The sequence below is a fragment of the Pseudonocardia sp. EV170527-09 genome, from assembly GCF_008369905.1.
Classification (GTDB): domain Bacteria; phylum Actinomycetota; class Actinomycetes; order Mycobacteriales; family Pseudonocardiaceae; genus Pseudonocardia.
The window spans coordinates 1-20,922 of record NZ_VRMC01000100.1 but is presented as its reverse complement, the minus strand read 5'-3'; the positions used below and the strand labels follow the sequence as shown (position 1 = coordinate 20,922).

Sequence of the window (20,922 nt, the reverse complement as noted above, 5' to 3'; positions counted from 1 at the left end):
CCGCGATCACCGCGTAGTTTGACCGACGAAGGCTCACGAGGTAGCCGTCTTCGTCCACCACGTCAGCGGACGTGACCCACAACCGGAGGCCTTCGTCTGTCAGCCAGACTCACCGCCCCCGGACGGGACAACCTCCCTGGACATCACACCTAGTCCACTCGGCTGGGTGCTCAAGGTCGACTGCCCCTGTTTCCATGACGCAGCGTGATGAACTGCGACGATCGGGCACTGTTCGGGTGTCACCGGTGACGGTGGTGATCGACTCTCGTTGGGTCGGGTGTGAGCATCTGCACCGATTCGCGCACGACGGCCGACGACCCGGCCGGCGTCGCGTCCGCCGTCGGCGGCACCGCGCCCGAACAGGGTGCTCCGTCCGTCCGAAGTGGAGCAGGCGGCGGCGGTGAGGTGCTCGCGCTGACCGGTCTGCGGATCGTCGCCGCGCTCTGGGTCGTCGCGTTCCACTTCCACTTCACCCCGATGGCGGGTGTGGAGACGGTGAACGACTGGCTCGGACCGCTGATCACGCAGGGCGCGCTCGGCGTCGACCTGTTCTTCGTCCTGAGCGGTTTCGTGATCGCCTGGACCTACCTCGACCAGCTGGGCCCGCGGCTGCGGCTGCGCGAGGCCGGCGGGTTCGTGTGGGCCCGTGCGGCGCGGATGTGGCCCGCCTACGTGGTGGTCCTCCACCTCTTCGGCGTGTGGCTCGTGGCGCGGCTGGTGTTCGGGTCGACGACCGACGTCGTCTACCAGTCGGTGCAGCCGTCGTTCACCGTCGGTGCGTGGCTGGAGCAGCTGTTCGGCGTCCAGATGTGGGACGAGCAGTACCTCGACGGCGCGTCCTGGGTCGGTCCGACGTGGTCGATCAGCGCCGAGTGGCTCGCCTACCTGCTGTTCCCGCTGCTGGCCCTCGGCTTCTTCCGGCTGCGGAACCTGCCGTTCGCGGTGCTCGCGGCCGGGTCGCTGCTCTGCACCGCACCGATGGCGGCCGCGTTCCTCGTGGTCGGGTCGCCGTACTACCCGTACAGCTGGCTGGTCCGGGTCCTCGGCGGGTTCTCCGCGGGCGTCCTGGCGATGCTGGCCGTGCGGCGGCTGCGCACCACCGAGCGGACGCGCTCCGCGGCCTCGACGACGGCGACGTTCACCGTCGCCGCGGTCCCGTTCGTCCTGCTGGCGGGGTCCGTCGTCGGCGGCGGGCTGCACGGCCTGGCCGTCGTCGCCTTCCCGATCCTGGTCGGGGCTCTCGCGCTCGCCGACCGCGGACCGGTGCACCACCTGCTGACCCGTGGCCCGATGGTGCACGGAGGGCGGATCTCCTACGCCCTCTACCTGGTCCACATCCCGATGTTCGAGATCTTCTGGTTCCTGAGCGACTCCGGTGTCCTCCCCCGCGGCGGGGAGACGGGGCATCTGATCGCGCTCACCGTCTTCGTGGGGACTCTGCCCGTGGCACACCTGCTGTACTCGCTCGTCGAACGTCCCGCGCGCCGGTGGATGCGGGGCCGCACCCGGCCCGCCCCCGAGGCGGTCGAGGCGGTCGTCGCCCCCGACCCGATCCCCGCCGCCCGTCGCGTCGTGGACAACGACGCGGCGCGCCGTGACCCGGAGACCTCCGTGCTGACGGTGGTCACCGACGAGCCGGTGACCTCGGTGCTGCCCGTCGTGTCGGCCGCACCGGTCGCGGACCCCGCCCCGGCCGCGCCCGCCCGGCGGCCGGCGCCGGACCCCGCCCCGTCACGGCCGTTCGCCCCGACTCAGGGCGCCCCTGCACAGGGCGCGCCTGCACAGGGCGCGCCGACGTACCAGGGCACGCCGACGCACCAGGGCGCAGCGCAGAACGTGCCGACGCAGCAGAGCGCGTCGTCCGAGCAGGGCGCCGTGCAGAGGCCCGCCTCGTCGCAGTCCGCCGTGCCGCAGCCCGCCCGGCCGCAGCCGGTCGCCGCTCGGCCCGGCGCCGGAGAGCAGCCGGTCGTCGCGGCCCGGCCGGTGGCCGGGGACGAGCCCGGTGACGTGCCGCCGGTGACCGAGGCGCTGCCGGTGGTCCGCCGCCGCTCGGCGGGCCCCGCCGTCGCCACGACGTCGGGCTGGACGCCCACCACACCTGCGGAGCAGGACCCGGCCGACGACGCGCGCACCGCGGCCATGCCGGTCGTCCGGCCCGTCGCGGCCCCGTCCGCGCCGGTCGCCGAGCCCGAGCCCACCGCCCCGGCGGCCGAGCCGGCCCCGGCCGACCCGATCGCCGTCCCGGCGCCCGCGCTGCCCACCCGGGCACCGCGCCGCCCCGAGGCCGACCCCGCCGACGTGCCCGCCGCGGCCGAGATCGACGTCCCGGCCCCGGCCGGTTCGGCCCGCTGGGTGCTGGAGCGCCTGGCCGCGGCCCGCGCCGCCGACTTCGACGGCGCCGGGCACAGCGACCTGTCGGAGGACCTGGTGGCCGTCGCCCGGATGCGCAGCGGCGGCGCCGGGACCGGCGGGGACCTGTTCACCCCGGTCGTCGAGGGCACCGGCACCACCTCCGGCGTCGACCGGATGGAGCGGCTGCGGTCGCTGCACATCGCGGCCCGTGAGCTCGCCGACGACCGTGGTGTCGTCCCGGCGCCGCGGGCGATCCGCTCCGCCTCGGTGCTGCCCGGCACGCGCACCGGTGTCGAGAACTGCGGCCGCGCCGCCCGCCGTCGCGACGACGCCCACGCCAGCGCCGCGACCCCGATCGTCGCCGCGTCGGGGGCGGCCGCATCCCGTCGCCCCCGGAAGAAGCCGGCGCACGGGGCCTGAGACACCGCTGGGGAGCGGGTAACACGGCCGTGCCCCCGGACCACCACCGTGGTCCGGGGGCACGGCCGCGTCCGCGACCCGCGCCGGATCCGGTCCCGCGGGGTGAGGAGACCGGCGGTGCCCCCGGGCGGCGGTCCGCGCACCGGGGAGCGGTCCGGTGACGCCGCATCCCGGTGCCCGGACACCGCGGCGCCGCGTCGGCGACAATGGACGTGCCCGCCCGTCGCGCCCCAGGACGGGTCCCGCCCACCGACGCGATGGACCGATGATCCCCACGACCCCGCCCCTCGCCGACCTGCCCGAGCCCACCGGTGCCGCACCGCCGGAGCGGGCCGCACTGCACTGGTACCTGCGCCTGGTCCGTCACCACCTGGGCCGTGGCCCCTACCTCGACGTGGCGGGTGCCGGTGGCGCGCTGCTCGCCGGGCTGGCTCGGCTCGGCCCGGCCTCGGGGCTGGCCGGCTCGGAGACCGAGGCGGAGCGGATGCGCGCCGGTGCGCCGGGCTGCCCGGTGCACCTGAGCCTCGACGCCCTGCCGGGTCCGGTCGCGTCGCTGACCGCGGTGGAGGTGCTCGACCGGCTGCCGGACCCCGCGCTCGCCGGTGACCTCGGCCCGGGCGGCTGGTTCCGGGCGCTCGAACCGGGCGGGCACGCACTCGTCGTCGCCGCCGATGCCGAGGGCCGCGGCCGCGAGCTGGCCGGCGCCCGCTGGGTGCCGCCACGCGTCCCGCGCGGACACCTGCGGATCCGGGAGATCCTCGTCGAGGCCGGGTTCGAGATCCTCCGGGAGGGCTCGGACGGTCTGACCCGCGGCCCCTACGGCGGCATCCCCACCTGGGCCGACCCGCGTCTGGCCGCGACCCGCGCGCAGCGGTCCGCGGGGCGGCTCACGTGCGAGGTGGGCGCGGGGGAGCGCGCGGTGATCATCGCGAGGAGGCCGGCGGCGCCGTAGCGTGCAGGGCATGAGCGATGTGCTGCCCCTCGGCCCCGACGAGCTGCTCACCACAACCCGGTCGGTCCGCAAGCGCCTCGACCTGGAGCGTCCGGTCCCGCTGGAGGTGGTCCGGGAGAGTCTCGAGGTCGCGTTGCAGGCCCCGAGCGGTTCCAACCAGCAGGGCTGGCACTGGCTGGTGCTCACCGACGCCGAGAAGCGGAAGGCGGTCGGCGAGTACTACCGGAAGGCGTTCACCGCCTACCGGAACTCCGCGCAGTACCCGACGACCCGCTCCCACGGCGACGCCGACCGCGACGCCACCCAGCTCCGCGTCGCGGACAGCGCGCAGTACCTCGCGGACCGGATGGGCGAGGTCCCGGTGCTGGTCATCGGCGCGATCACCGCGAAGGCCGAGCTGCCGGCGTCGAACCAGGCCGGGCTGTGGGGCTCGCTGCTGCCGGCCGCGTGGAGCCTGCAGCTCGCGCTGCGCGCGCGTGGTCTGGGCAGCGCCTGGACGACGCTGCACCTGCAGTACGAGAAGGAGATCGCCGAGCTGCTGGGGATCCCGGACGACGTGCGGCAGGGAGTCCTGCTGCCGGTCGCGTACTACACCGGCGACACGTTCAAGCCCGCGAAGCGCCAGCCGCTCGACACCGTCCTGCACGTCGACGGCTGGTAAGCCGCCGCACGGCTCAGATCGGGAGCTTCCGGAAGATCGGCCGGGGCACGTGGCGCAGGGCGCTCATCACGAAGCGCATCGGCGCCGGTGCCCAGACCAGCTCCTTGCCCGTCCGCACCGCGTCGACGATGACGTCGGCGACGGCCTGCGGGGTGGTCGCGAGCGGTGCGGCGTCGAGGCCCTCGGTCATCTTCGAGTGCACGAAGCCGGGCCGGACGATCGTCACGGTCACGCCGAACTCGCGCAGCGCCTCGGTCAGACCGGTGTAGAACGCGTCCATCCCGGCCTTGGTGGAGCCGTAGACGAAGTTCGAGCGGCGGGCCCGCTCCCCGGCGACCGAGGAGATCGCGACGAGCGAGCCGTGACCCTGCGCGCGGAACCGCTCGGCCAGCGCGACCCCGGTGGAGACGGTCGCGGTGTAGTTGACCTGCGCCAGCTCGACGGCGTGGTCGACGTCGGTCCAGGCCTTCTCGTTGTCGCCGAGCAGCCCGAACGCGACGACGGCGACGTCGATGTCCCCACCCGCGAAGGCCTTCTTCACGACCTCGGGGTGGGTCTCGATGTTCCGGGCGTCGAACTCGATGGTCTCCACGCCGCATCCGAGCGCCTCGAGCTCGGTGCGGGCGGCGTCGAGCCGGGGGCCGGGGCGGGCGGCGAGCACGACCCGCAACGGGCGGTCCGCGGCGAACGCGCGCACGGTGGCCAGGCCGATCTCGGAGGTGCCGCCGAGGAGCAGGATGCTCTGCGGGTTGCCGACTGCGTCGATCATGATGGTGCTGGCTCCGGACGTCAGAGGGTCAGTGCGAGGCGGCGGGACATGTCGGAGGCGAAGACGCCGGTGGGGTCGACGCCGTCGCGGATCGCCTTCCACTCGGCGAACCGCGGGTAGCCGGCGGCGAAGGCCTCCGGCGACGTGCGCGACTCCTTCGCCAGGTACAGGCGCCCGCCGGCGGCCAGCACCATCTCGTCGAGCTCGGTGCAGAAGCGGGACAGGCCGCGTGCGATCGGGAAGTCGACGGTGATCGTCCAGCCCTTCGTCGGGAACGACAGCGGTGCGTCGTTGCCCGCGCCGAAGCGCTTGAACACGTTCAGCCCGGACTTGTGCGGCGAGGCCGCGATCTTCTCCAGGATGCGGCGCAGCTCGGTCTCGGCCCCCATCGGGACGACGAACTGGTACTGCAGGAAGCCCTTCGAGCCGTAGACCCGGTTCCAGTCCCCGAACACGTCGAGCACCTGGTAGAAGGCCGTGATGTTCTGCACCGAGCCACGCTGGCGCTTCGGTGCCTTGCGGAACCACAGCTCGGAGAACGCGGTCAGCGACAGCTTGTTCGCCAGCCCGTTCGGGAAGACGTCCGGGAAGGTCAGCAGCTGCGGCGCGTCGAACTTCAGCGGCTCGGACCGCAGCTTCGCGGGGAGCTGGTCGACGGTGGCGAGCGAGCCGCGGGTCAGCACCGACCGGCCCATCCGGGCGCCGGTCGCGGTGGTGTCGAACCAGGCCGCGGAGTAGCCGTAGGTGTCGTCGGAGCCGTCGGTGAGCAGCTCGAGCAGGCCGTCGAGGTCGTCGGTGCGGTCGGTGTCGACCACGAAGTACGCCGACTCGGTCCGGTGCAGCCGCACCCTGGCCCGCACGATGACCCCGGTCAGGCCCATCCCGCCGACGGTCGCCCAGAACAGCTCGGCGTCCGGCCCGGAGGGGGTCAGCTCGCGCACCGAGCCGTCCGCGGTCACCAGCGCCAGCCACTCGACGTGGTTGCCGAAGCTGCCCTTGGTGTGGTGGTTCTTGCCGTGCACGTCGGCACCGATCGCCCCGCCGATCGTGACCTGGCGGGTGCCCGGCAGCACCGGGACCCACAGCCCGAGCGGGAGCGCGGCGCGCATGAGCTGGTCGAGGCTGACACCCGCGTCGACGTCCGCGACGCCGGTGTCCGGGTCGATGGCGTGGATCCGGCTCAGCCCCGGCATGTCGAGGACGACGCCGCCCGCGTTCTGTGCCGGGTCGCCGTAGGACCGGCCGAGCCCGCGCGCGATCACGCCGCGCTCGCCCGCCGTGCGGACGGCCTCGGCCACGTCCTCGGCGTCGCGTGGGGTGACGAGCTGGGCGATCGTCGGCGCGGTCCGTCCCCAGCCGTGCAGGGAGGCGGTCCGTCGCGCCGGGGCGTCGGTCCTGGTGCTGCGGGGAACGGTCGTGTCCGTCATCGTCGCCAGGGTAGCGAGGGGCCCCGACGGCGACGGGTGCGACCCTGGGCGGGTGCTCGACGAGCGGCAGGTCCGCCTCCCGCTGCCACCGGCGCGGGGCCGGGGCGCGACCGCGGGGCTGTACGTGCTGCTCGGGGTCGGGTACCTGCTGGTCTCGCTGTGGCTGCAACGCCGGGTGCTCGCCGACCCCGGCGGTCTGCTGATCGGCCACGTCACCGCCGACGCCGACATGTTCTCCTGGTGGATCCACTGGTTCCCGTTCGCCGTGACGCACGGGGAGAACCCGCTGGTCACCGACTGGATGCACTGGCCGTACGGGCTGAACGCACTGTGGAACACCGCGGTCCCGCTGCTGGCGCTGGCGCTCGCCCCGGTGACCCTGGTCGCGGGCTCGGTGACCGCGTTCAACGTCGGCCTGATCCTCGGCCCGGTCGTCTCCGGGCTGGTGCTGGTCGCCGCGCTCGGCCCGTACGTGGGCCGGACCGGCCGCGGCTGGGCCGCCCGCGGGATCGCCGGAGCGCTGTACGCGTTCTCCCCGTTCCACCTCGCGCACACGATCGCCGGGCACCTCAACCTCACGTGGTCGCTGTTGCCGCCGCTGCTCCTGCTGCTGGCCCACCACCTGTTCGCACGGGGACCGCTGCGCCGGCCGTGGACGGTCGGGGCGGTGGCCGGGCTCGCCCTGGTCGGGCAGCTCGTCCTCTACACCCAGACCCTCGCGATCGGCGTGATCTTCCTGGTCGTCACCGCGATCGTGCTCGCGCTGCGGTTCCCGCGCCGGGTCCCCGCCCACCTGCGTGGGCTGGTCCGGGCCGGACTGGCCTGCGTCGGGGTGTTCGTGGTGCTCGGCGCGTACCCGCTGTACCTGGTGCTGGCCGGTCCGAACCGGCCGCGCGGCCCGATCCGCAACGTGCACGCCACGGGAGCGGACCTGGCGAACCTGCTGGTCCCGACCCGGCTGACCGCCGTCCGCGCGGTCCCCGACGGCACGGACGCCGAGCTCGGCGGCCACATCGGCGAGCAGGGCGGCTACGTCGGCCTCGCCGCGCTGGCGCTGGTCGTCGTCGCGGTGCTGGTCGTCCGGTCGACGACGCTGCGGGTGGTCGCGGCGGTCGGGTTCCTGTCCTGGGTCGCCTCGCTCGGCACGAGCGTGGTGCTGCTGGGCGACTACACGGGGATCCCGCTGCCCTGGCTGGTGTTCGCCGAGGTGCCGCTGCTGTCGGAGGTCGAGCCGGTCCGCATCCAGGTGGTGACGGCGATGTGCGTCGCCGTCGTCGTCGCGCTGTGGGTGGACCGGATGCCGATCGACACCCCGGCGACGGCGGTCGGTGCCGTCGCCCTGACCGCGCTGGCCGTGGTGTCGTGGCTGCCCGCCGACGCCCAGGAGGTCCGGCCCGCTCCGGTGCCCGCCTTCTTCGCGGCCGGGGCGGCGCCGCTGGGACCGTCCGACGTCGTCGAGATCTACCCACGGATCACCGCGGCCTGGGACGACGGCGCCCAGGGCCTGCGGTGGCAGGCGGCCTCCGGTCCGGCGTTCCGCATCCGCGGCGGCTACTTCATCGCCTCCGACCCCGACGACGACCTCGCGATCCAGTCCCGCTGGAACCGCTACCAGGTCGGGGCGCAGTGGGTCGCCGACGGCAAGGACGAGCCCAGCGACGACTACGCCGCCGCCGCCCACCGCGAGCTGCGCGACCTGGGGATCACCGCCGTCGCGTTCGTCCCCGGGTACGCCGGTGGCGACGAGGCCAGGGCGCTGGCATGGACCCGCCGGGTGACCGGCGACCCCGGCCGGTTCGACGGCGGGGTGTGGCTGTTCCGGCTGCCGGACGGCGCACCCGTCGGCTAGGTGTTTACCCTGGTGGGGTGACCGGTGCGCGGCTACCCGGAGAGGGTCGGGAGATCAGGATCTCCGACGCCGACCGCGAGCGCGTCGCGGCGCGGCTCAACCACGCGTTGGGCGAGGGCCGCATCTCGGTCGAGGAGCTGCAGGAGCGGCTGTCGGTCGTCTACGGCGCCCGGTTCGGCTCCGAGCTGCTCCCCGTGCTGTCCGACCTGCCCGGGGACCCGCTGAACCTGTCCGCGGACGTCCTCGCCACCCCGGTCGGCCCGCCCACGGTGCTGCGCGGCGGCATGAGCGGGGTCAAGCGCCGCGGCGACTGGGCGGTCCCGGCCCGGCTGCGGGTGCAGACCTCGCTCGGTGCGGTGCTGCTGGACTTCTGCGACGCGCAGCTGCCCCTGCCCGTCGTCGAGGTGGAGCTGGAGCTCGGCGCCGGTTCGGCCCGGCTGCTGGTCCCGGAGAACGCCACCGCCGACGTCGACGGCCTCGTCTCCCAGTACGGCTCGGTCCGCTCGAAGATGCCCAGCCGCGCCGTCCACGGCCGCCCGCACTTCCGCGTCTACGGCCGGACGGCCGCCGGTTCGGTCACGGTGCGGCCCCGCTACACCTTCGCCGGCCGTCACTTCTGACCCGGCTCACCGGAAGCGGCGGCCCTCGTCGCGGCGGTAGGCCCAGCCCACCAGCAGGGCCAGCCCGACCGTCCACACCGCGAACGCGCCCAGTGCCAGACCGCTCGGGGCCGGTCCGCCGAGCGACCAGAGCAGCAGGTCGCGGGCCCCGCGGGTGGGCAGCAGCTCGGTCGCGCGGGCCAGCCAGCCGGGGAACAGCTCCGGCGGCAACAGCAGCCCGCCGCCGAAGGCCATCGGGAAGAACGCCAGCTGGGTCACCGGCAGCGCCACCTTGGTCGGCAGCGAGTAGCCGATCGCGAGCCCACCGAACAGGAACGGCAGCCCGGCCACCAGCAGCGCCAGCACCGCGCCCGGCAGCCGGGCGGGCTCGACGGACGCGGGTGTGAGCAGCGCGCCGAGCGCGACCACCGGCAGCATCCCGAGCAGTGCGAACAGCACACCGACCGCGAGCCGGCCGACCACCCGGGCCGACGCGGGCGCGGGCAGCGTGCGCAGATAGGGGTCCCACGGCTTCTCGCGGTCGTCGGCGACGCCCACCCCGAAGGTGAACAGGAACCCGCTGAGCACGCCGAACAGCGCGAGCTGGGCGACCGTGCGGGTCGCCGCGACCGGGTCGTCGCCCCAGTCGAACGGCAGTACGAAGAAGCACAGGGTCAGGGCGGGGAACAGTGCGGTGGACAGCACCGCGACCGGGATCCGCAGCTGCTCCAGGATCAGGTAGCGGGCGTGCGCCGTAGCGATGCTCATGCCTGTCCTCCGGTCAGGGTGAGGAACGCGTCCTCCAGCGAGGCGCGGGAGACGGCGAGGTCGGCGAACGGGACGTCGTGGCGGACCAGGGCGCGGACGAGCTCGTCGGCGTCGGGGGTGTGCAGCACGACGCGGTCGCCGTCGACCTCGGCCCGGTCCACGCCGGGCAGGTCGTCGGGCACCGCCGGTCCCCCGGGCGCCGTCGTGATCCGGAACGCGACCCGGCCGCCCCGGACGGCGCCACGGACGGCGTCGACGTCGCCGTCGGCGCGGATCCGACCGCCGGCCAGGACGACGACGCGCTCCGCCAGCGACTCGATCTCGTCCAGATAGTGGGTGGTCAGCAGGACGGTCCCGCCGCCGGCGTGGAACTCGCGGACGGTGTCCCAGAGCGCGTGGCGCCCCTCGACGTCCAGGCCGGTCGTCGGCTCGTCGAGGAGCACCAGCCGAGGACGGCCGATGAACGCGAGCGCGAGCGCGAGGCGGCGCTTCTGGCCGCCGGACAGCCCGCCCGCCTGGCGGCGTTCCAGTCCGTCGAGGCCGAAGCGCCCCAGCAGCTCACCGGCCCCGACCGGGTCGGGGAAGTGGGCGCCGACGAACCGGACGATCTCCCCGACCCGCAGCGTGTCCGGCAGCCCGGTCTGCTGCGGGGTGATGCCCAGGGCGACCCGGTTCGCCGCGTCCCGCGGGTCCCCACCGAACAGCCGCACCGTGCCGGTGTCCGGTCGGCGCAGCCCGGACACGAGGTTGACCAGCGTCGACTTGCCCGCGCCGTTCGGGCCGAGCAGTCCGGTGAGGCTGCCGGGCTCCAGGACGAGGTCGACGTCGTCGAGGGCGAGGGTGTCGCCGTAGCGGCGGGTCACCCCGCGCAGCTCCACCGGGGCGGTCACGACGGCACCTCCGAGGGGTCCGAGGACGGGTCGAGCAGCGCTCGCAGGGCCGTCGTGTAGTCCTCGAAGGCCCGCCGGCCCGTTCTCGTCAGTTCGACGAAGGTCACCAGGGTGCGTCGCTGGTGCGTCTTGGTGATCGCGACGTAGCCGGCGTCCTCCAGCTTGCGCAGGTGCGTGGACAGGTTGCCCGCGGTCATGCCGAGCAGCTCCTGCAGGCGCGGGAAGGTCATGCGGTCGCCGTCGTCGAGCGCCGCGAGGGTGGCGGTGACCCGCAGCCGGGCCTGGGCGTGGATGACGGGGTCGAGCTCGGTCATCGGACCGCCCGCGCCCGCGTCCACAGTCCGGTGGCGACCAGCGCGCCGCCGCCGACGAGGGCCAGCGTCAGCGAGTGCCACGGCGCCGGGACGAACGGCAGCGCCGCCCCGAGCACCAGTAGTCCGAGCCCGAGCGCGTAGTCGGGGACGTTGCGACAGACTGCGGCCCCGACCGCGAACAGGCCGCCGGTGACGAACACGAACAGCGCGGGCATGGCGAACCCGACCGGCGCGCCGAGCCGGCCCAGGCCGATCGCCAGCACGACGATGCCGATCATCGCCACCGGCCACACCCAGCCGTAGAGGGCGCCGTGGAGCTGGCTCGGCCCGGCGACGCCGCGTCCCATCCGTGCGCCGACCACGCCGCTGCTGATCGACCCCCCGGCGATCGCCAGCCCCGTGAGAACGCCCGCGGTGAGCGCGGTGACCACCCCGGTCCCGTTCGCGAACCAGGCGAGCCCGATGACCGCCCAGGCCGCGCCCCAGATCAGATAGAAGATCCAGTACGGCGGGACCTGCCGGGCCTGCTCGCGCTCGATGATCGCGAGCGCGTCGGCCGGTGAGTGCGGCGGCTGGTCGTCGACGTCGGTGTCCGTCCGGTCCTGTATGCTTCCCCCACCACCAACTGGTTTGCTCTGTCATCAACTTTGTACGGCAAAGTGCATGGCCTTGTCCACGGTCGCGTACGGATCGGCAGGTCGGAGGGGCGCGACCTGCGCTCCGGTGGGTCGACGCGGTCGTTGCGGCGCGCGCCGCTACCCTCGATGGGTGACCGCCACCGAGCCCACCCGGGCCGAGCCCCCGGCCACCGGTCCGGCCGACGCCCCGGCCCCGCGCCTCGGCCTCGTCCGCCAGCTGGGCAGCTTCGTCGCGATCGGTGTGCTCTCCGCGATCGTCGACTTCGGCGTCTACCACCTGCTCCTGCACGCGGGCCTGTGGGTGCCGTTCGCCAAGGGCATCAGCTTCATCCTCGGCACGACGACGGCGTACCTGCTCAACAAGCGCTTCACCTTCACCGGCGCGAACACCGGCGGCCGCGCGAGGTTCGCCGGATTCGTGGCCCTCTACGGCACGACCTTCGCCGTGAACGTCGGCATGAACTCCCTGGTCCTGCACCTGCTGCCGCCGCTGAGCTAGGACACCAGCCTCGCCTGGCTGGTTGCCCAGGGCACCGCTACGGCGATCAACTTCGTCATGCTGCGCTGGGTCATCTTCAAGGACTGACCCCCCGCATCCACACCCGTTCTCGGGCATCCACACCTCATGCAACGGGTGTGGACGCAGGACAGGGGGGTGTGGATCCGTCAGGACCGGAGCGCGGAGCGGAGGGCGGCGACCATGCCCTGCGGGCCGGGGTCGGTGATCTCCTGCCAGGTCCAGCGGACGACGACGAGCCCGGTGCGGCGGATGCGGTCCTCCCGGCGCTTCTCCTCCCAGAGCGCCTCGGCCGCATCCCCGCCGGGACAGCGGGCGCGTCCGTACTTCACGCGCCCGTCGAACTCCCCGACGACGCGCAGCCCCGGCCAGGCGAAGTCGGCGCGGTAACGCGTCCCGGGCACGGGCCACTGCGTCACCGGGGTGGGCAGGCCCGACAGGTGCATCCTGAGACGGCTGCGGGTCTCCCCGGGGCTCTCGCTCGCCGGGTCGACGAGGGCGAGGGTCCGGCGAGCCGCGCCCACTCCTGTGGTCCCGGTGGCCCGGGCCAGCGCCGACGTGATGTCGTCGGGCGATGTCGCACCCGGCCGAGGACATCCGGTGTGCCCGTCGACGACCGCGGCATGCAGGGCCCCGTCCGCGACGACCAGCGCCTGTTCCGCGGGCAACGACCGGGCCAGGTCGACGACCGTGCGTGCCGGACCCGTCAGGCGCAGGCCGTCGACCTCGACCACGTCGTCGGAGGCGAGTGCTCCGCTGTGCACGACCAGGTCACCGCGGGTCCGGGCACCGGTGGGGCGGGACCGGAGGACGTGGAGCCGATCGAGCGGGACGGCCCAGACGGGCAGGCCGAGCAGCACGGCCGCGGTGACGTGGCCGAACACCGCATCCGGGGACAGTCCCGGCGCGGCGGCCCGGGCACGCAGCGCGTGGTCGACGACGGCCGAGTCCGATCGCCCCCGTCGGTGAGCCGGTAGACCCCGCGCCGGACACCGGTCAGGACCCCGCTACGCCGCAGCGCGTCGATCTCGTCGTCGGAGAACCCCTGCTCCCGCAGCCGGCTTCGCCGGACCAGGCCGTGTGCGTCGCCCCGGAGCGTCTCGCGTGTCATACCGGTGACACTGACCGACCACGGCCGCCCCACCGCTCCCAACCAGCGCCCTGTGGACAACTCCACCGGGTGTGGACACCGCATCCACACCCGTTGCGGGGCATCCACACCTGGTGCAACGGGTGTGGACGACGGTCAAGGGGTGTGGATGGTCAGGGGGCGCGGTGGAACTGTTCCCGGCGGCCCTGGCGGAGCAGGGTGAGCCAGTCGCGGAAGGCGCCCGGGTCGCGCTTGGTCACCAGGAAGTACCAGGCGAACCTCGGCAGCTCCAGGAGGCCGATCCTGCGCATCCCCGGCTGGGACATCAGGTAGCCGCGGTTGCGGTAGGTGTAGTAGCGCTTGACCTCGTCGCCCGGGTCCTGGGCGTGCAGCCGCCCGCCGAGCATCGGCTTGAACTCGTCGGAGCCGTAGGGGTGCAGGTAGGTGGCCTGCAGCGCGGTGCCGAACGGCAGACCGGACCGGACCATCCGCCGGTGCATCTCCACCTCGTCGCCGCGGACGAACAGGCGCAGGTCCGGGACCCCGACGACCTCCAGCGTGGAGGCCCGGAACAGGGCGCCGTTGAAGAAGCTGGCGATTCCGGGCAGCAGGTCGTCGGGGCCCAGCGCCGAGCGGGACCGGTGCCAGGTGACGCCGCGGCGCAGCGGGAAGGCGAGGCGGTCCGGGTCGGCCTCGTCGGCGACCACCGGGGACACCGCGGCGAGGTCGTGCCGCTGTGCGACGTCGAGCAGCGTGGCGAGCGTGGACTCGTCGGCGGCGTGGCCGTCGTCGTCGGCCAGGAAGATCCACTCGGCGCCCATCGCGAGGGCGTGCAGCATCCCCAGGGCGAAGCCGCCGGCACCACCGAGGTTGGACCACGACGGCAGCCAGGTCGTCGGCAGCGGACACGCCTCGACGGCGTCGCGGGCGGGCCGGTCCGGCCCGTTGTCGACGACGATCAGGTGTGCCAGCGGGTGGGTCTGCTTCGCCATCGCCGCGAGCGAGTCGACGAGCAGCTCGGCGCGGTGCCGCGTCACGATGACGCCGACGACCGAGCCGGGCGGGAGCGGTCCGGTCACGACGGGGTCCGCCCCTTGTAGTGGTCGAGGACCTCGTGCAGCGGGCCGTACTCCTTGATCGTCCCGTGCTCCATCCACAGCGCGGTGTCGCACAGGTCGGCGAGGAACTCGTCGGAGTGCGAGGCGAAGACCAGGATCCCGGAGCGGTCGACGAGCTCGTGCAGCCGGTCTCGGGCCTTGTTCAGGAACTCCGCGTCGACGGCGCCGATGCCCTCGTCGAGCAGCAGGATCTCGGGGTCGATCGAGGTGACGACGCCGAGCGCGAGCCGCACCCGCATGCCCGTCGAGTACGCCCGCAGCGGCATCTCCAGGTAGTCGCCGAGCTCGGTGAAGGCGGCGATGTCGTCGATCCGCGCCTCCATCTGCTTGCGCGTCATGCCCAGGAACAGGCCGCGGATCAGGATGTTCTCGTAGCCGGAGATCTCCGGGTCCATCCCGACGGCGAGGTCGAACACGGGCGCGACCTTGCCGCGGACCAGCGAGCGGCCACGGGTGGGCTCGTAGATGCCGGCCATCAGCCGCAGCAGCGTGGACTTGCCGGCGCCGTTGTGCCCGACGAGTGCGACGCGCGCGCCCTTGTCCAGGCTGACGGTGATGTCGCGCAGCGCCTCGATGATCGGGACCTTGGCGTCGGTGCCGATCCGGCCGCCCGCCTTGCCGAGGACGGCCTTCTTCAGCGAGCGCGTCTTGGCGTCGAAGATCGGGAAGTCGACGGCGGCGCGGTCGATCCGGATGCGGGGTTCAGTCACAGCGGCTCACACCCAGTACGCGACGCGGGAGCGGTAGTTGCGCAGGCAGATCAGCGCCGCGGCCCAGCCGACCAGCGTGATCACGCCGGTGACCAGCCAGTACCGGCCGACGATCTCCTGGCCGAGCAGCGGCTGACGCACGATCTCGACGAAGTGGAAGACCGGGTTCAGCTCGACCAGCTGCGCGCGCTCGCGGGCCACGTCGTTCTTGCTGAGCGTGTCGACCGACCAGACGATCGGGGTCAGGTAGAAGATCAGCTGGGTCACGCTGGCGATGATCGGCGGGATGTCCCGGAAGCGGGTCGCGAGGATCCCGGACAGGATCGCGACCCACGCGCCGTTGACCGCCAGCAGTGCGAAGGCCGGGACGGCGAGCAGCGTCGACAGCCCCAGCGGATGCGGGAACACGATCATCAGCACGACCCAGACGACCAGGTTGTGCAGGAAGAACAGCGTCTGTCGCCACACGAGCCGGTAGATGTGCAGGCTCAGCGGGGCGGGCAGGAACTTGATCAGGCCTTCGTTGGCGATGAAGACCTCGCTGCCCTCGAGGATGCAGCCGGACACGAAGTTCCAGATCAGCAGCCCGACGGCGACGTGCGGCAGGAACGTCGCCAGCGACATCCCGAACAGCGCCGAGTAGAGGATGCCCAGGCCGAGCGCGATGACGCCCATGCTGATCGAGATCCACAGCGGCCCCAGGACGGAGCGGCGGTAGCGCTGCTTGATGTCCTGCCAGCCGAGGTAGCCCCACAACGGCCGTTGCCGCCAGCCCTGGGCGAGGTCCGCGAACGCCCGGCGCCAGCTGCGCGGGCTCGACACCTCGGACGGGTCGACGACGTCGCCCGGCTCGTTGTCGGTCACGGTCACGGCCACCCGGTGAGGGTACTCAGACGCCGTCCGCGGTCCCGGCAGGGGAGCCCCCCGCCGGGACACCGCGAAACCGCAGGTCGTCGGCGTGGGTCAGAGGTACTGCCCGGTCCCGCGACCCATGCCCTCCGGTACGCCGCCCTGCTCGGGGGCCCCGCCGCCCATCCCCGGCGGCAGCCCGCGGCGCATCTGCTCCAACTGGGCGCGGGCGGCCATCTGCTGGGCGAACAGCGCGGTCTGGATGCCGTGGAACAGGCCCTCCAGCCAGCCGACCAGCTGGGCCTGGGCGATCCGCAGCTCGCCCTCCGACGGGGTCGTGTCCGCCGTGAACGGCAGGCTGAGCCGGTGCAGCTCCTCGCGCAGCTCCGGCGCGAGTCCCTCCTCGAGCTCCTTGACGGAGTTCTCGTGGATCTCCTTGAGCCGCTCGCGGGACGCCTCGTCCAGCGGTGCCGCCTTCACCTCCTCGAGCAGCTGCTTGATCATCGTGCCGATCCGCATGACCTTCGCGGGCTGCTCGACCAGGCCGGCCGGGCTCTGCGTGGACCCGTCGTCGTCCTGCGGGACCGACGCCATGCCCACCGGCCGCCCGTCGGCGCCGACCACCACGACCCGGTCTCCGGACGTCTCCTGCTCGTCGCTCATGTGTCCCATTCTGGACCTGCCCGCTCAGGAGTTCACGAGGAGGAGCTTGCCGGTGACCCCGCCGGCGGCGAGCCTGCGGTGGGCGTCGGCGGCGTCGGACATCGCGAAGCGCTCGAAGACGACCGGCTTCACCCGGCCGTCGGTGAACAGCGGCCACACGTTCTCCCGGACCCCGTCGACGATCTCGGCCTTCGAGTGCGGGCCCTCGACCGGGCGGCCGCGCAGGCCCATCGCCGAGACGTGGCCGCGCTTGGCCAGCAGGGCGCCGACGTTGAGCTCGGCCTTCACCCCGCCCTGCATCCCGATGATCATCAGTCGACCGTCGCGGGCCAGCGCCGACAGGTTGTTCGCCAGGCCCTTGGCGCCCATGTTGTCGAGGATGACGTCGGCGCCGTGGCCGTCGGTGGCCTTCTTCAGCTCCTCGGCGATGTCGTCGTGGTAGTCGATGACGATGTCGGCGCCCAGGTCACGGCAGAACTGCATCCGGTCGGCGTGGCCCGCGGTGGCCGCGACGCGTGCGCCGAACGCCTTCGCGACCTGGATCGCGTGCGTGCCGATGCCCGACGAGCCGCCCTGGACCAGGAACGTCTCACCCTCGGCGAGCCGGCCCTCCAGGAACACGTTCGACCAGACGGTGCAGGCGACCTCGGGCAGGCCGCCCGCCTCCTCCAGCGACACGCCCCCGGGGACGGGCAGCAGCTGCGGGGCCGGGACGGCGACCTTCGTCGCGTAGCCGCCGCCGGCGAGCAGGGCGCAGACCTCGTCGCCGACCGACCAGCCGGTCACGCCCTCGCCGAGCGCGGCGATCCGGCCCGCGCACTCCAGACCGAGGATCTCCGACGCGCCGGGCGGGACCGGGTAGTTGCCCTGGACCTGCAGGAGGTCGGCCCGGTTGACGGCCGAGGAGACGACGTCGAGCACGACCTCACCCGGCCCGGGCTCGGGGTCGGGCACCTCGGCCCACGTCATCTGCTCGGGTCCGCCGTACTCGGTCAAGGTGATCGCCCACATGGGAGCCGACCGTATTCTGTGGCGCGCCCGTCGGCGATCCGGCACGGTCGACCGATGGACGTGCTCCCCGCGCCGATCGACCCGGTGCCCGACCCGTGGCCGCTGGCCGGGCTGACCCTGCGGACCCCGCGCCTGGAGTTGCGCGTCGAGGACGACGCGTCGCTCCGCGAGCTGGTGGAGGCCGTGCACGGCAGCGGGATCCACCCGTCGTCGGAGATGCCGTTCCGCACGCCGTGGACCCGGGCGGACCCGCGGTACCTGGGGCGCGGCATGGCGCAGTACTACTGGGGGAACCGGGCGAGGGCGTCACCGGAGTGGTGGACGCTGACGTTCGTCGTGCGGGCGCAGGGCCGGGTCGTCGGCATGCAGGACGTGGTGGGGGACCGGTTCGGCGTGCGCCGCGAGGTCTCGACCGGCTCGTACCTGGTGCGCCGCGCCCAGGGCCGCGGCCACGGCACCGAGATGCGGGCTGCGGTACTGGCGTTCGCCTTCGACCACCTCGGCGCGCTGGTGGCGCGCTCGGAGTACCTGGCGGGCAACGCGCGGTCCGCGGCGGTGTCGGCCCGGCTCGGCTACCGCGACGACGGCACCGCCACGATCGTCCACGACGACGAGCGCGTCACCGAGTACCGGGTGCGCCTCGACCGGGAGGCGTTCGTGCGGCCCGGGTGGGAGCTCGTCGTCGAGGGCTACACCGCGGACCTGGCGGAGTTCCTCGCCGCGGCGCCGCCGGTCGGCTGACGAGCCGCGGTCAGCTGAAGATCAGCGCGCGGTGCCGGGGCAGCCGCAGCCACACCTGCCCGGCGACGAGCAGCACCGCCAGCACGGCGAACCACTGCACGCCCTGCACCGCGGGCACCACGTCGACCGGCAGCGTGTAGGCGAACGCCACCCGCAGGGCGGCGTCGAGGAGCAGGCCCGCCGCCCAGCCCGCCGTCAGCCACCGCCAGATCGAGCGGAACCGGGCGGAGGAGGCCCAGCGACGGTCCCACTCGTCGGGACTGCGGCCGGACTCGGCGAGGGTGAGTCTGCCGACCACGAACATCACCGGGCGGGACGAGAAGACGCTCGCGAGCAGCACGACGCCCAGCGCCGCGGTGACCAGGGCCTCGCGGGCGAGCAGGACGCGGTCGTCGCCGCCGAGCAGCGCGGTCGCCGCGCTCGCCACGCACAGGACGAGCACGAGCACCGCGAACCACTCGACGCGCCGGTGCCGCAGGAGCACCCACAGCGCCCGCGCCGCCGGGACCGCGGCCCCGACGAGCAGCGCCGGTCCGGCCGCGACGCCGACCGCCCGCAGGACGTAGAACAGCACCAGCGGCGCGGCGATGTCGCCGAGCACGGTGGCCGCGAGCTCCCGGCGCTTCACGACGCCGTCACCAGCGACGACAGCCGCTCGGCGACGCGCTCCGGGAACTCCCCGGGCAGCGCGTGCGTGGCGTCCGGCCACACCTCGACGGTGCCGTGTGGCAGCAGCGCGGCCCGATCCCGCGCCCGGCCGGCGTCGAGCATCGTGCTGCGCCCGCCGAGCAGCACCAGGGTGCGGACGCCGACCTCGGCGACGTCGCGGGCGGTGGGCAGCGGTGGCAGCGGGATCGCGGAGGCGTAGCCGGACAGGCCCGCCTCGATGAGCCGGGCGACCGGGTCGTCGCCGACGTCGGCGCCGCCACCCAGGCGGGCGACGAACCGCCGGCGCAGCCACGGCGGGGCGCCGGGCTGCGCGCCGATCGAGGCGGCCACCGTGCCGGCCGGGATGCCCGTGAAGGTGCGGGCCGGGTCGAGCAGGCCGAGCGTCCGGATCCCGGCCGGGGCGCGGCGGGCGACCTCGAACGCCAGGCGCCCGCCCATCGAGGTCCCGACGAGGTGGCACGGCCCGAGCGTGTCGAGGACGTCGCGGAGCCAGCGGATCTGGTCGGCGACCGACCGGAGCGGCACGTCCTGGGTGCTCGCCCCGGGACCGCCGAGCGGGTCGACGAGGTGCACGGTCGCCCGGCGCCGCAGCGCGGGCACGTTCGGCGCCCAGCTCACCCCCGGCGACCCCGCCCCGGGCAGCAGGACGAACGGGTCCCCGGGAGGTCCGTCGCAGGTCAGAACACGAACGACGCCGTGCGTGGTGGCGATGTCGCGGCTGCTCGTCGGCCCCAGCCCGGCGACCGCGTCGTCGTACAGCGCGTGGAATCGGTCCCGGGCCGCGGTGCTGGTGAAGTGTCCGGTGCGCATCGTCCCCCCGTTTCGCGATACGATCGGACTGTAAAAGCGGCCGGAGCTTTTCGCAAGCCGATCGGATCGGAACGAGGTGGAGATGCCGAAGGTGGTCGATCACGGGCAGCGCCGCGGGGACATCGCGGAGGCGCTCTGGCGGATCGCTGCGGCCGAGGGGCTGGAGGCGGTCAGCCTGGCCCGGGTCGCGCAGGAGGCAGGAGTCTCGAAGGGGTGGGTCCAGCACTACTTCGCCTCGCGTGACGAGCTACTGGACTTCGCTGCGCAGCACCTGCGGCTGCGGGTCGACGCGCGGGTGAGCGCGCGGATGGCGGCGGCCGCGCCGTCGTCGCCGCTGGGGGAGGTCCGCGCCCTGCTGGTTGCACTGCTCCCGCTCGACGACGACGCCCGCACCGACGCCCGCGTCGGCTCCGCCTTCCTCATCCGTGCACTCGGCGACGACCGGCTGCGCGAGGCCTACCGGACGGGCAACCGCCTGATCCGTGCGGCCGTCGCCGACCGGCTCGCCGCGGCCCGCGACGCCGGCGAGCTCGCCGCGCTCGACCCGGACCGGGAGGCGACCGTGCTCCTCGCGCTGGCCGGTGGCCTCGCGGAAGCCGTCCTGCTCGGCGACGCCGACGAGGCCGGCGCACTCGCCGTGCTGGACCACCAGCTCGGGCGGCTACGGCCCTAGTTGTGATGTCCAGGGAGGTTGTCCCGTCCGGGGGCGGTGAGTCTGGCTGACAGACGAAGGCCTCCGGTTGTGAAGTGGAGCTGTCGAGGAACCGCTTCACCCACCGGAGGCCTTCGTGTCCCACGCTAACGCCGCCCTGACCCCGCGCGCCCGGCTGCGGCTCGCTCAACTCGTCGTCGAGCACGGCTGGACCCACACCGCGGCCGCGACAATGTTCATGGTCTCCGCGCGGACCGCCAAGAAGTGGTCCGACCGCTACCGGGCCGAGGGGCCGGCGGGGATGGCCGACCGCAGCTCACGGCCGAGGTCCTCACCGACGAAGACCCGTGTCGGTCTGGTGCGGCGAATCGTACGGCTGCGCTGGCGGCACCGGCTGGGCCCGGTCCAGATCGCCGGGCGCCTGGGCATGGCCGCCTCGACCGTGCACGCGGT

At 73.9% G+C, this 20,922-nt stretch carries 22 protein-coding genes and 1 pseudogene; 9 read left to right on the top strand and 14 right to left on the bottom strand.

The features are described from left to right. Window positions 1–279: 279 nt before the first annotated feature. The 3 genes from FVA95_RS23855 (at window position 280) to FVA95_RS23845 (ending at window position 4,385) form a co-directional block, all read left to right on the top strand. On the top strand, window positions 280–2,772 hold the full coding sequence (locus FVA95_RS23855) for an acyltransferase (protein ID WP_149666141.1): 2,493 nt from the start codon (window positions 280–282) through the stop codon (window positions 2,770–2,772). Window positions 2,773–3,037: 265 nt separating this feature from the next. After that, window positions 3,038–3,724, top strand: coding sequence for a hypothetical protein (locus FVA95_RS23850; RefSeq protein WP_149666140.1), 687 nt, complete (start codon window positions 3,038–3,040; stop codon window positions 3,722–3,724). Between the two features lie 10 nt (window positions 3,725–3,734). Next, window positions 3,735–4,385, top strand: a complete 651-nt coding sequence (locus tag FVA95_RS23845; RefSeq protein WP_149666139.1) for a nitroreductase family protein — start codon at window positions 3,735–3,737, stop codon at window positions 4,383–4,385. 13 nt (window positions 4,386–4,398) lie between these two features. Here FVA95_RS23845 and FVA95_RS23840 read toward each other — a convergent pair whose 3' ends face one another. Next, window positions 4,399–5,154, bottom strand: a complete 756-nt coding sequence (locus tag FVA95_RS23840) for a decaprenylphospho-beta-D-erythro-pentofuranosid-2-ulose 2-reductase (RefSeq protein WP_149666138.1) — start codon at window positions 5,152–5,154, stop codon at window positions 4,399–4,401. A gap of 20 nt (window positions 5,155–5,174) precedes the next feature. Then, a complete protein-coding gene (locus tag FVA95_RS23835; protein ID WP_149666137.1) occupies window positions 5,175–6,581 on the bottom strand; it encodes an FAD-binding oxidoreductase in 1,407 nt (468 codons plus the stop codon). A gap of 52 nt (window positions 6,582–6,633) precedes the next feature. On the opposite strand from FVA95_RS23835, the gene FVA95_RS23830 reads away from it, so the two are divergent. Beyond that, a complete protein-coding gene (locus FVA95_RS23830; RefSeq protein WP_149666136.1) occupies window positions 6,634–8,430 on the top strand; it encodes a hypothetical protein in 1,797 nt (598 codons plus the stop codon). Window positions 8,431–8,447: 17 nt separating this feature from the next. After that, window positions 8,448–9,050 (top strand): DUF1707 domain-containing protein, encoded by a 603-nt coding sequence (locus FVA95_RS23825; protein WP_020627916.1) that lies wholly within the window; start codon window positions 8,448–8,450, stop codon window positions 9,048–9,050. A 6-nt stretch (window positions 9,051–9,056) separates the two neighbouring features. On the opposite strand, the gene FVA95_RS23820 is transcribed toward FVA95_RS23825, so the two are convergent. The 4 genes from FVA95_RS23820 to FVA95_RS23805 are packed head-to-tail and all read right to left on the bottom strand — an operon-like array spanning window position 9,057 to window position 11,432. Further along, window positions 9,057–9,797, bottom strand: coding sequence for an ABC transporter permease (locus FVA95_RS23820; protein ID WP_149666135.1), 741 nt, complete (start codon window positions 9,795–9,797; stop codon window positions 9,057–9,059). Then, complete coding sequence (locus FVA95_RS23815) at window positions 9,794–10,687, bottom strand: ABC transporter ATP-binding protein (RefSeq protein ID WP_149666134.1); 894 nt, start codon at window positions 10,685–10,687, stop codon at window positions 9,794–9,796. Before FVA95_RS23815 ends, FVA95_RS23820 begins: the two co-directional genes overlap by 4 nt. Further along, window positions 10,684–11,001 carry a transcriptional regulator gene (locus tag FVA95_RS23810; protein WP_149666133.1) on the bottom strand — a complete coding sequence of 106 codons (318 nt, stop codon included), beginning with the start codon at window positions 10,999–11,001 and terminating at the stop codon, window positions 10,684–10,686. The genes FVA95_RS23815 and FVA95_RS23810 overlap by 4 nt, the downstream gene beginning before the upstream one ends. Beyond that, window positions 10,998–11,432: a hypothetical protein gene (locus FVA95_RS23805; protein WP_149666132.1), complete on the bottom strand. Its 435-nt coding sequence runs from the start codon at window positions 11,430–11,432 to the stop codon at window positions 10,998–11,000. The genes FVA95_RS23810 and FVA95_RS23805 overlap by 4 nt, the downstream gene beginning before the upstream one ends. Window positions 11,433–11,769: 337 nt before the next feature. On the opposite strand from FVA95_RS23805, the pseudogene FVA95_RS23800 reads away from it, so the two are divergent. Further along, window positions 11,770–12,225, top strand: a pseudogene (locus tag FVA95_RS23800) (GtrA family protein). 80 nt (window positions 12,226–12,305) lie between these two features. Here the strand turns inward: FVA95_RS23800 and FVA95_RS23795 are convergent. The 6 genes from FVA95_RS23795 to FVA95_RS23770 form a co-directional block, all read right to left on the bottom strand. Continuing rightward, entirely contained in the window at window positions 12,306–13,040 is a 735-nt protein-coding gene (locus FVA95_RS23795; protein WP_149666131.1) for a hypothetical protein, read from the bottom strand. Between the two features lie 379 nt (window positions 13,041–13,419). After that, a complete protein-coding gene (locus FVA95_RS23790; RefSeq protein ID WP_149666130.1) occupies window positions 13,420–14,325 on the bottom strand; it encodes a glycosyltransferase family 2 protein in 906 nt (301 codons plus the stop codon). Next, window positions 14,322–15,074 carry an ABC transporter ATP-binding protein gene (locus FVA95_RS23785; RefSeq protein WP_062399276.1) on the bottom strand — a complete coding sequence of 251 codons (753 nt, stop codon included), beginning with the start codon at window positions 15,072–15,074 and terminating at the stop codon, window positions 14,322–14,324. Before FVA95_RS23785 ends, FVA95_RS23790 begins: the two co-directional genes overlap by 4 nt. A 6-nt stretch (window positions 15,075–15,080) precedes the next feature. Next, window positions 15,081–15,950 (bottom strand): ABC transporter permease, encoded by an 870-nt coding sequence (locus FVA95_RS23780; protein WP_020627925.1) that lies wholly within the window; start codon window positions 15,948–15,950, stop codon window positions 15,081–15,083. Between the two features lie 87 nt (window positions 15,951–16,037). Next, window positions 16,038–16,595, bottom strand: coding sequence for a bacterial proteasome activator family protein (locus tag FVA95_RS23775; RefSeq protein ID WP_051050488.1), 558 nt, complete (start codon window positions 16,593–16,595; stop codon window positions 16,038–16,040). 15 nt (window positions 16,596–16,610) lie between these two features. Continuing rightward, window positions 16,611–17,597 carry an NAD(P)H-quinone oxidoreductase gene (locus FVA95_RS23770; protein ID WP_149666129.1) on the bottom strand — a complete coding sequence of 329 codons (987 nt, stop codon included), beginning with the start codon at window positions 17,595–17,597 and terminating at the stop codon, window positions 16,611–16,613. 54 nt (window positions 17,598–17,651) lie between these two features. Here FVA95_RS23770 and FVA95_RS23765 point away from each other — a divergent pair, with 54 nt between their 5' ends. Beyond that, window positions 17,652–18,338, top strand: a complete 687-nt coding sequence (locus FVA95_RS23765) for a GNAT family N-acetyltransferase (protein WP_149666128.1) — start codon at window positions 17,652–17,654, stop codon at window positions 18,336–18,338. Window positions 18,339–18,348: 10 nt separating this feature from the next. On the opposite strand, the gene FVA95_RS23760 is transcribed toward FVA95_RS23765, so the two are convergent. After that, window positions 18,349–18,966 carry a VC0807 family protein gene (locus FVA95_RS23760; RefSeq protein WP_149666127.1) on the bottom strand — a complete coding sequence of 206 codons (618 nt, stop codon included), beginning with the start codon at window positions 18,964–18,966 and terminating at the stop codon, window positions 18,349–18,351. Continuing rightward, the gene (locus tag FVA95_RS23755; protein ID WP_149666126.1) at window positions 18,963–19,817 is read right to left on the bottom strand and encodes an alpha/beta fold hydrolase; all 855 of its coding nucleotides are present in this window, start codon (window positions 19,815–19,817) and stop codon (window positions 18,963–18,965) included. Before FVA95_RS23755 ends, FVA95_RS23760 begins: the two co-directional genes overlap by 4 nt. 82 nt (window positions 19,818–19,899) lie before the next feature. Here FVA95_RS23755 and FVA95_RS23750 point away from each other — a divergent pair, with 82 nt between their 5' ends. Both FVA95_RS23750 and FVA95_RS23745 read left to right on the top strand, forming a co-directional pair. Further along, window positions 19,900–20,490: a TetR/AcrR family transcriptional regulator gene (locus tag FVA95_RS23750; protein WP_149666125.1), complete on the top strand. Its 591-nt coding sequence runs from the start codon at window positions 19,900–19,902 to the stop codon at window positions 20,488–20,490. A gap of 115 nt (window positions 20,491–20,605) precedes the next feature. Further along, window positions 20,606–20,922, top strand: a 317-nt coding sequence (locus tag FVA95_RS23745) for a leucine zipper domain-containing protein (protein ID WP_149664620.1), incomplete at its 3' end; no start/stop codon positions are given.

Excerpts from the sequence above, each read along its gene's own strand:
- FVA95_RS23770 (WP_149666129.1), bottom strand. The coding sequence starts at position 17,597 with ATGTGGGCGATCACCTTGACCGAGTACGGCGGACCCGAGCAGATGACG.
- FVA95_RS23840 (WP_149666138.1), bottom strand. The coding sequence starts at position 5,154 with ATGATCGACGCAGTCGGCAACCCGCAGAGCATCCTGCTCCTCGGCGGC.
- FVA95_RS23750 (WP_149666125.1), top strand. The coding sequence starts at position 19,900 with ATGCCGAAGGTGGTCGATCACGGGCAGCGCCGCGGGGACATCGCGGAG.
- FVA95_RS23810 (WP_149666133.1), bottom strand. The coding sequence starts at position 11,001 with ATGACCGAGCTCGACCCCGTCATCCACGCCCAGGCCCGGCTGCGGGTC.
- FVA95_RS23835 (WP_149666137.1), bottom strand. The coding sequence starts at position 6,581 with ATGACGGACACGACCGTTCCCCGCAGCACCAGGACCGACGCCCCGGCG.
- FVA95_RS23850 (WP_149666140.1), top strand. The coding sequence starts at position 3,038 with ATGATCCCCACGACCCCGCCCCTCGCCGACCTGCCCGAGCCCACCGGT.
- FVA95_RS23820 (WP_149666135.1), bottom strand. The coding sequence starts at position 9,797 with ATGAGCATCGCTACGGCGCACGCCCGCTACCTGATCCTGGAGCAGCTG.
- FVA95_RS23775 (WP_051050488.1), bottom strand. The coding sequence starts at position 16,595 with ATGGGACACATGAGCGACGAGCAGGAGACGTCCGGAGACCGGGTCGTG.
- FVA95_RS23765 (WP_149666128.1), top strand. The coding sequence starts at position 17,652 with ATGGACGTGCTCCCCGCGCCGATCGACCCGGTGCCCGACCCGTGGCCG.
- FVA95_RS23845 (WP_149666139.1), top strand. The coding sequence starts at position 3,735 with ATGAGCGATGTGCTGCCCCTCGGCCCCGACGAGCTGCTCACCACAACC.
- FVA95_RS23755 (WP_149666126.1), bottom strand. The coding sequence starts at position 19,817 with ATGCGCACCGGACACTTCACCAGCACCGCGGCCCGGGACCGATTCCAC.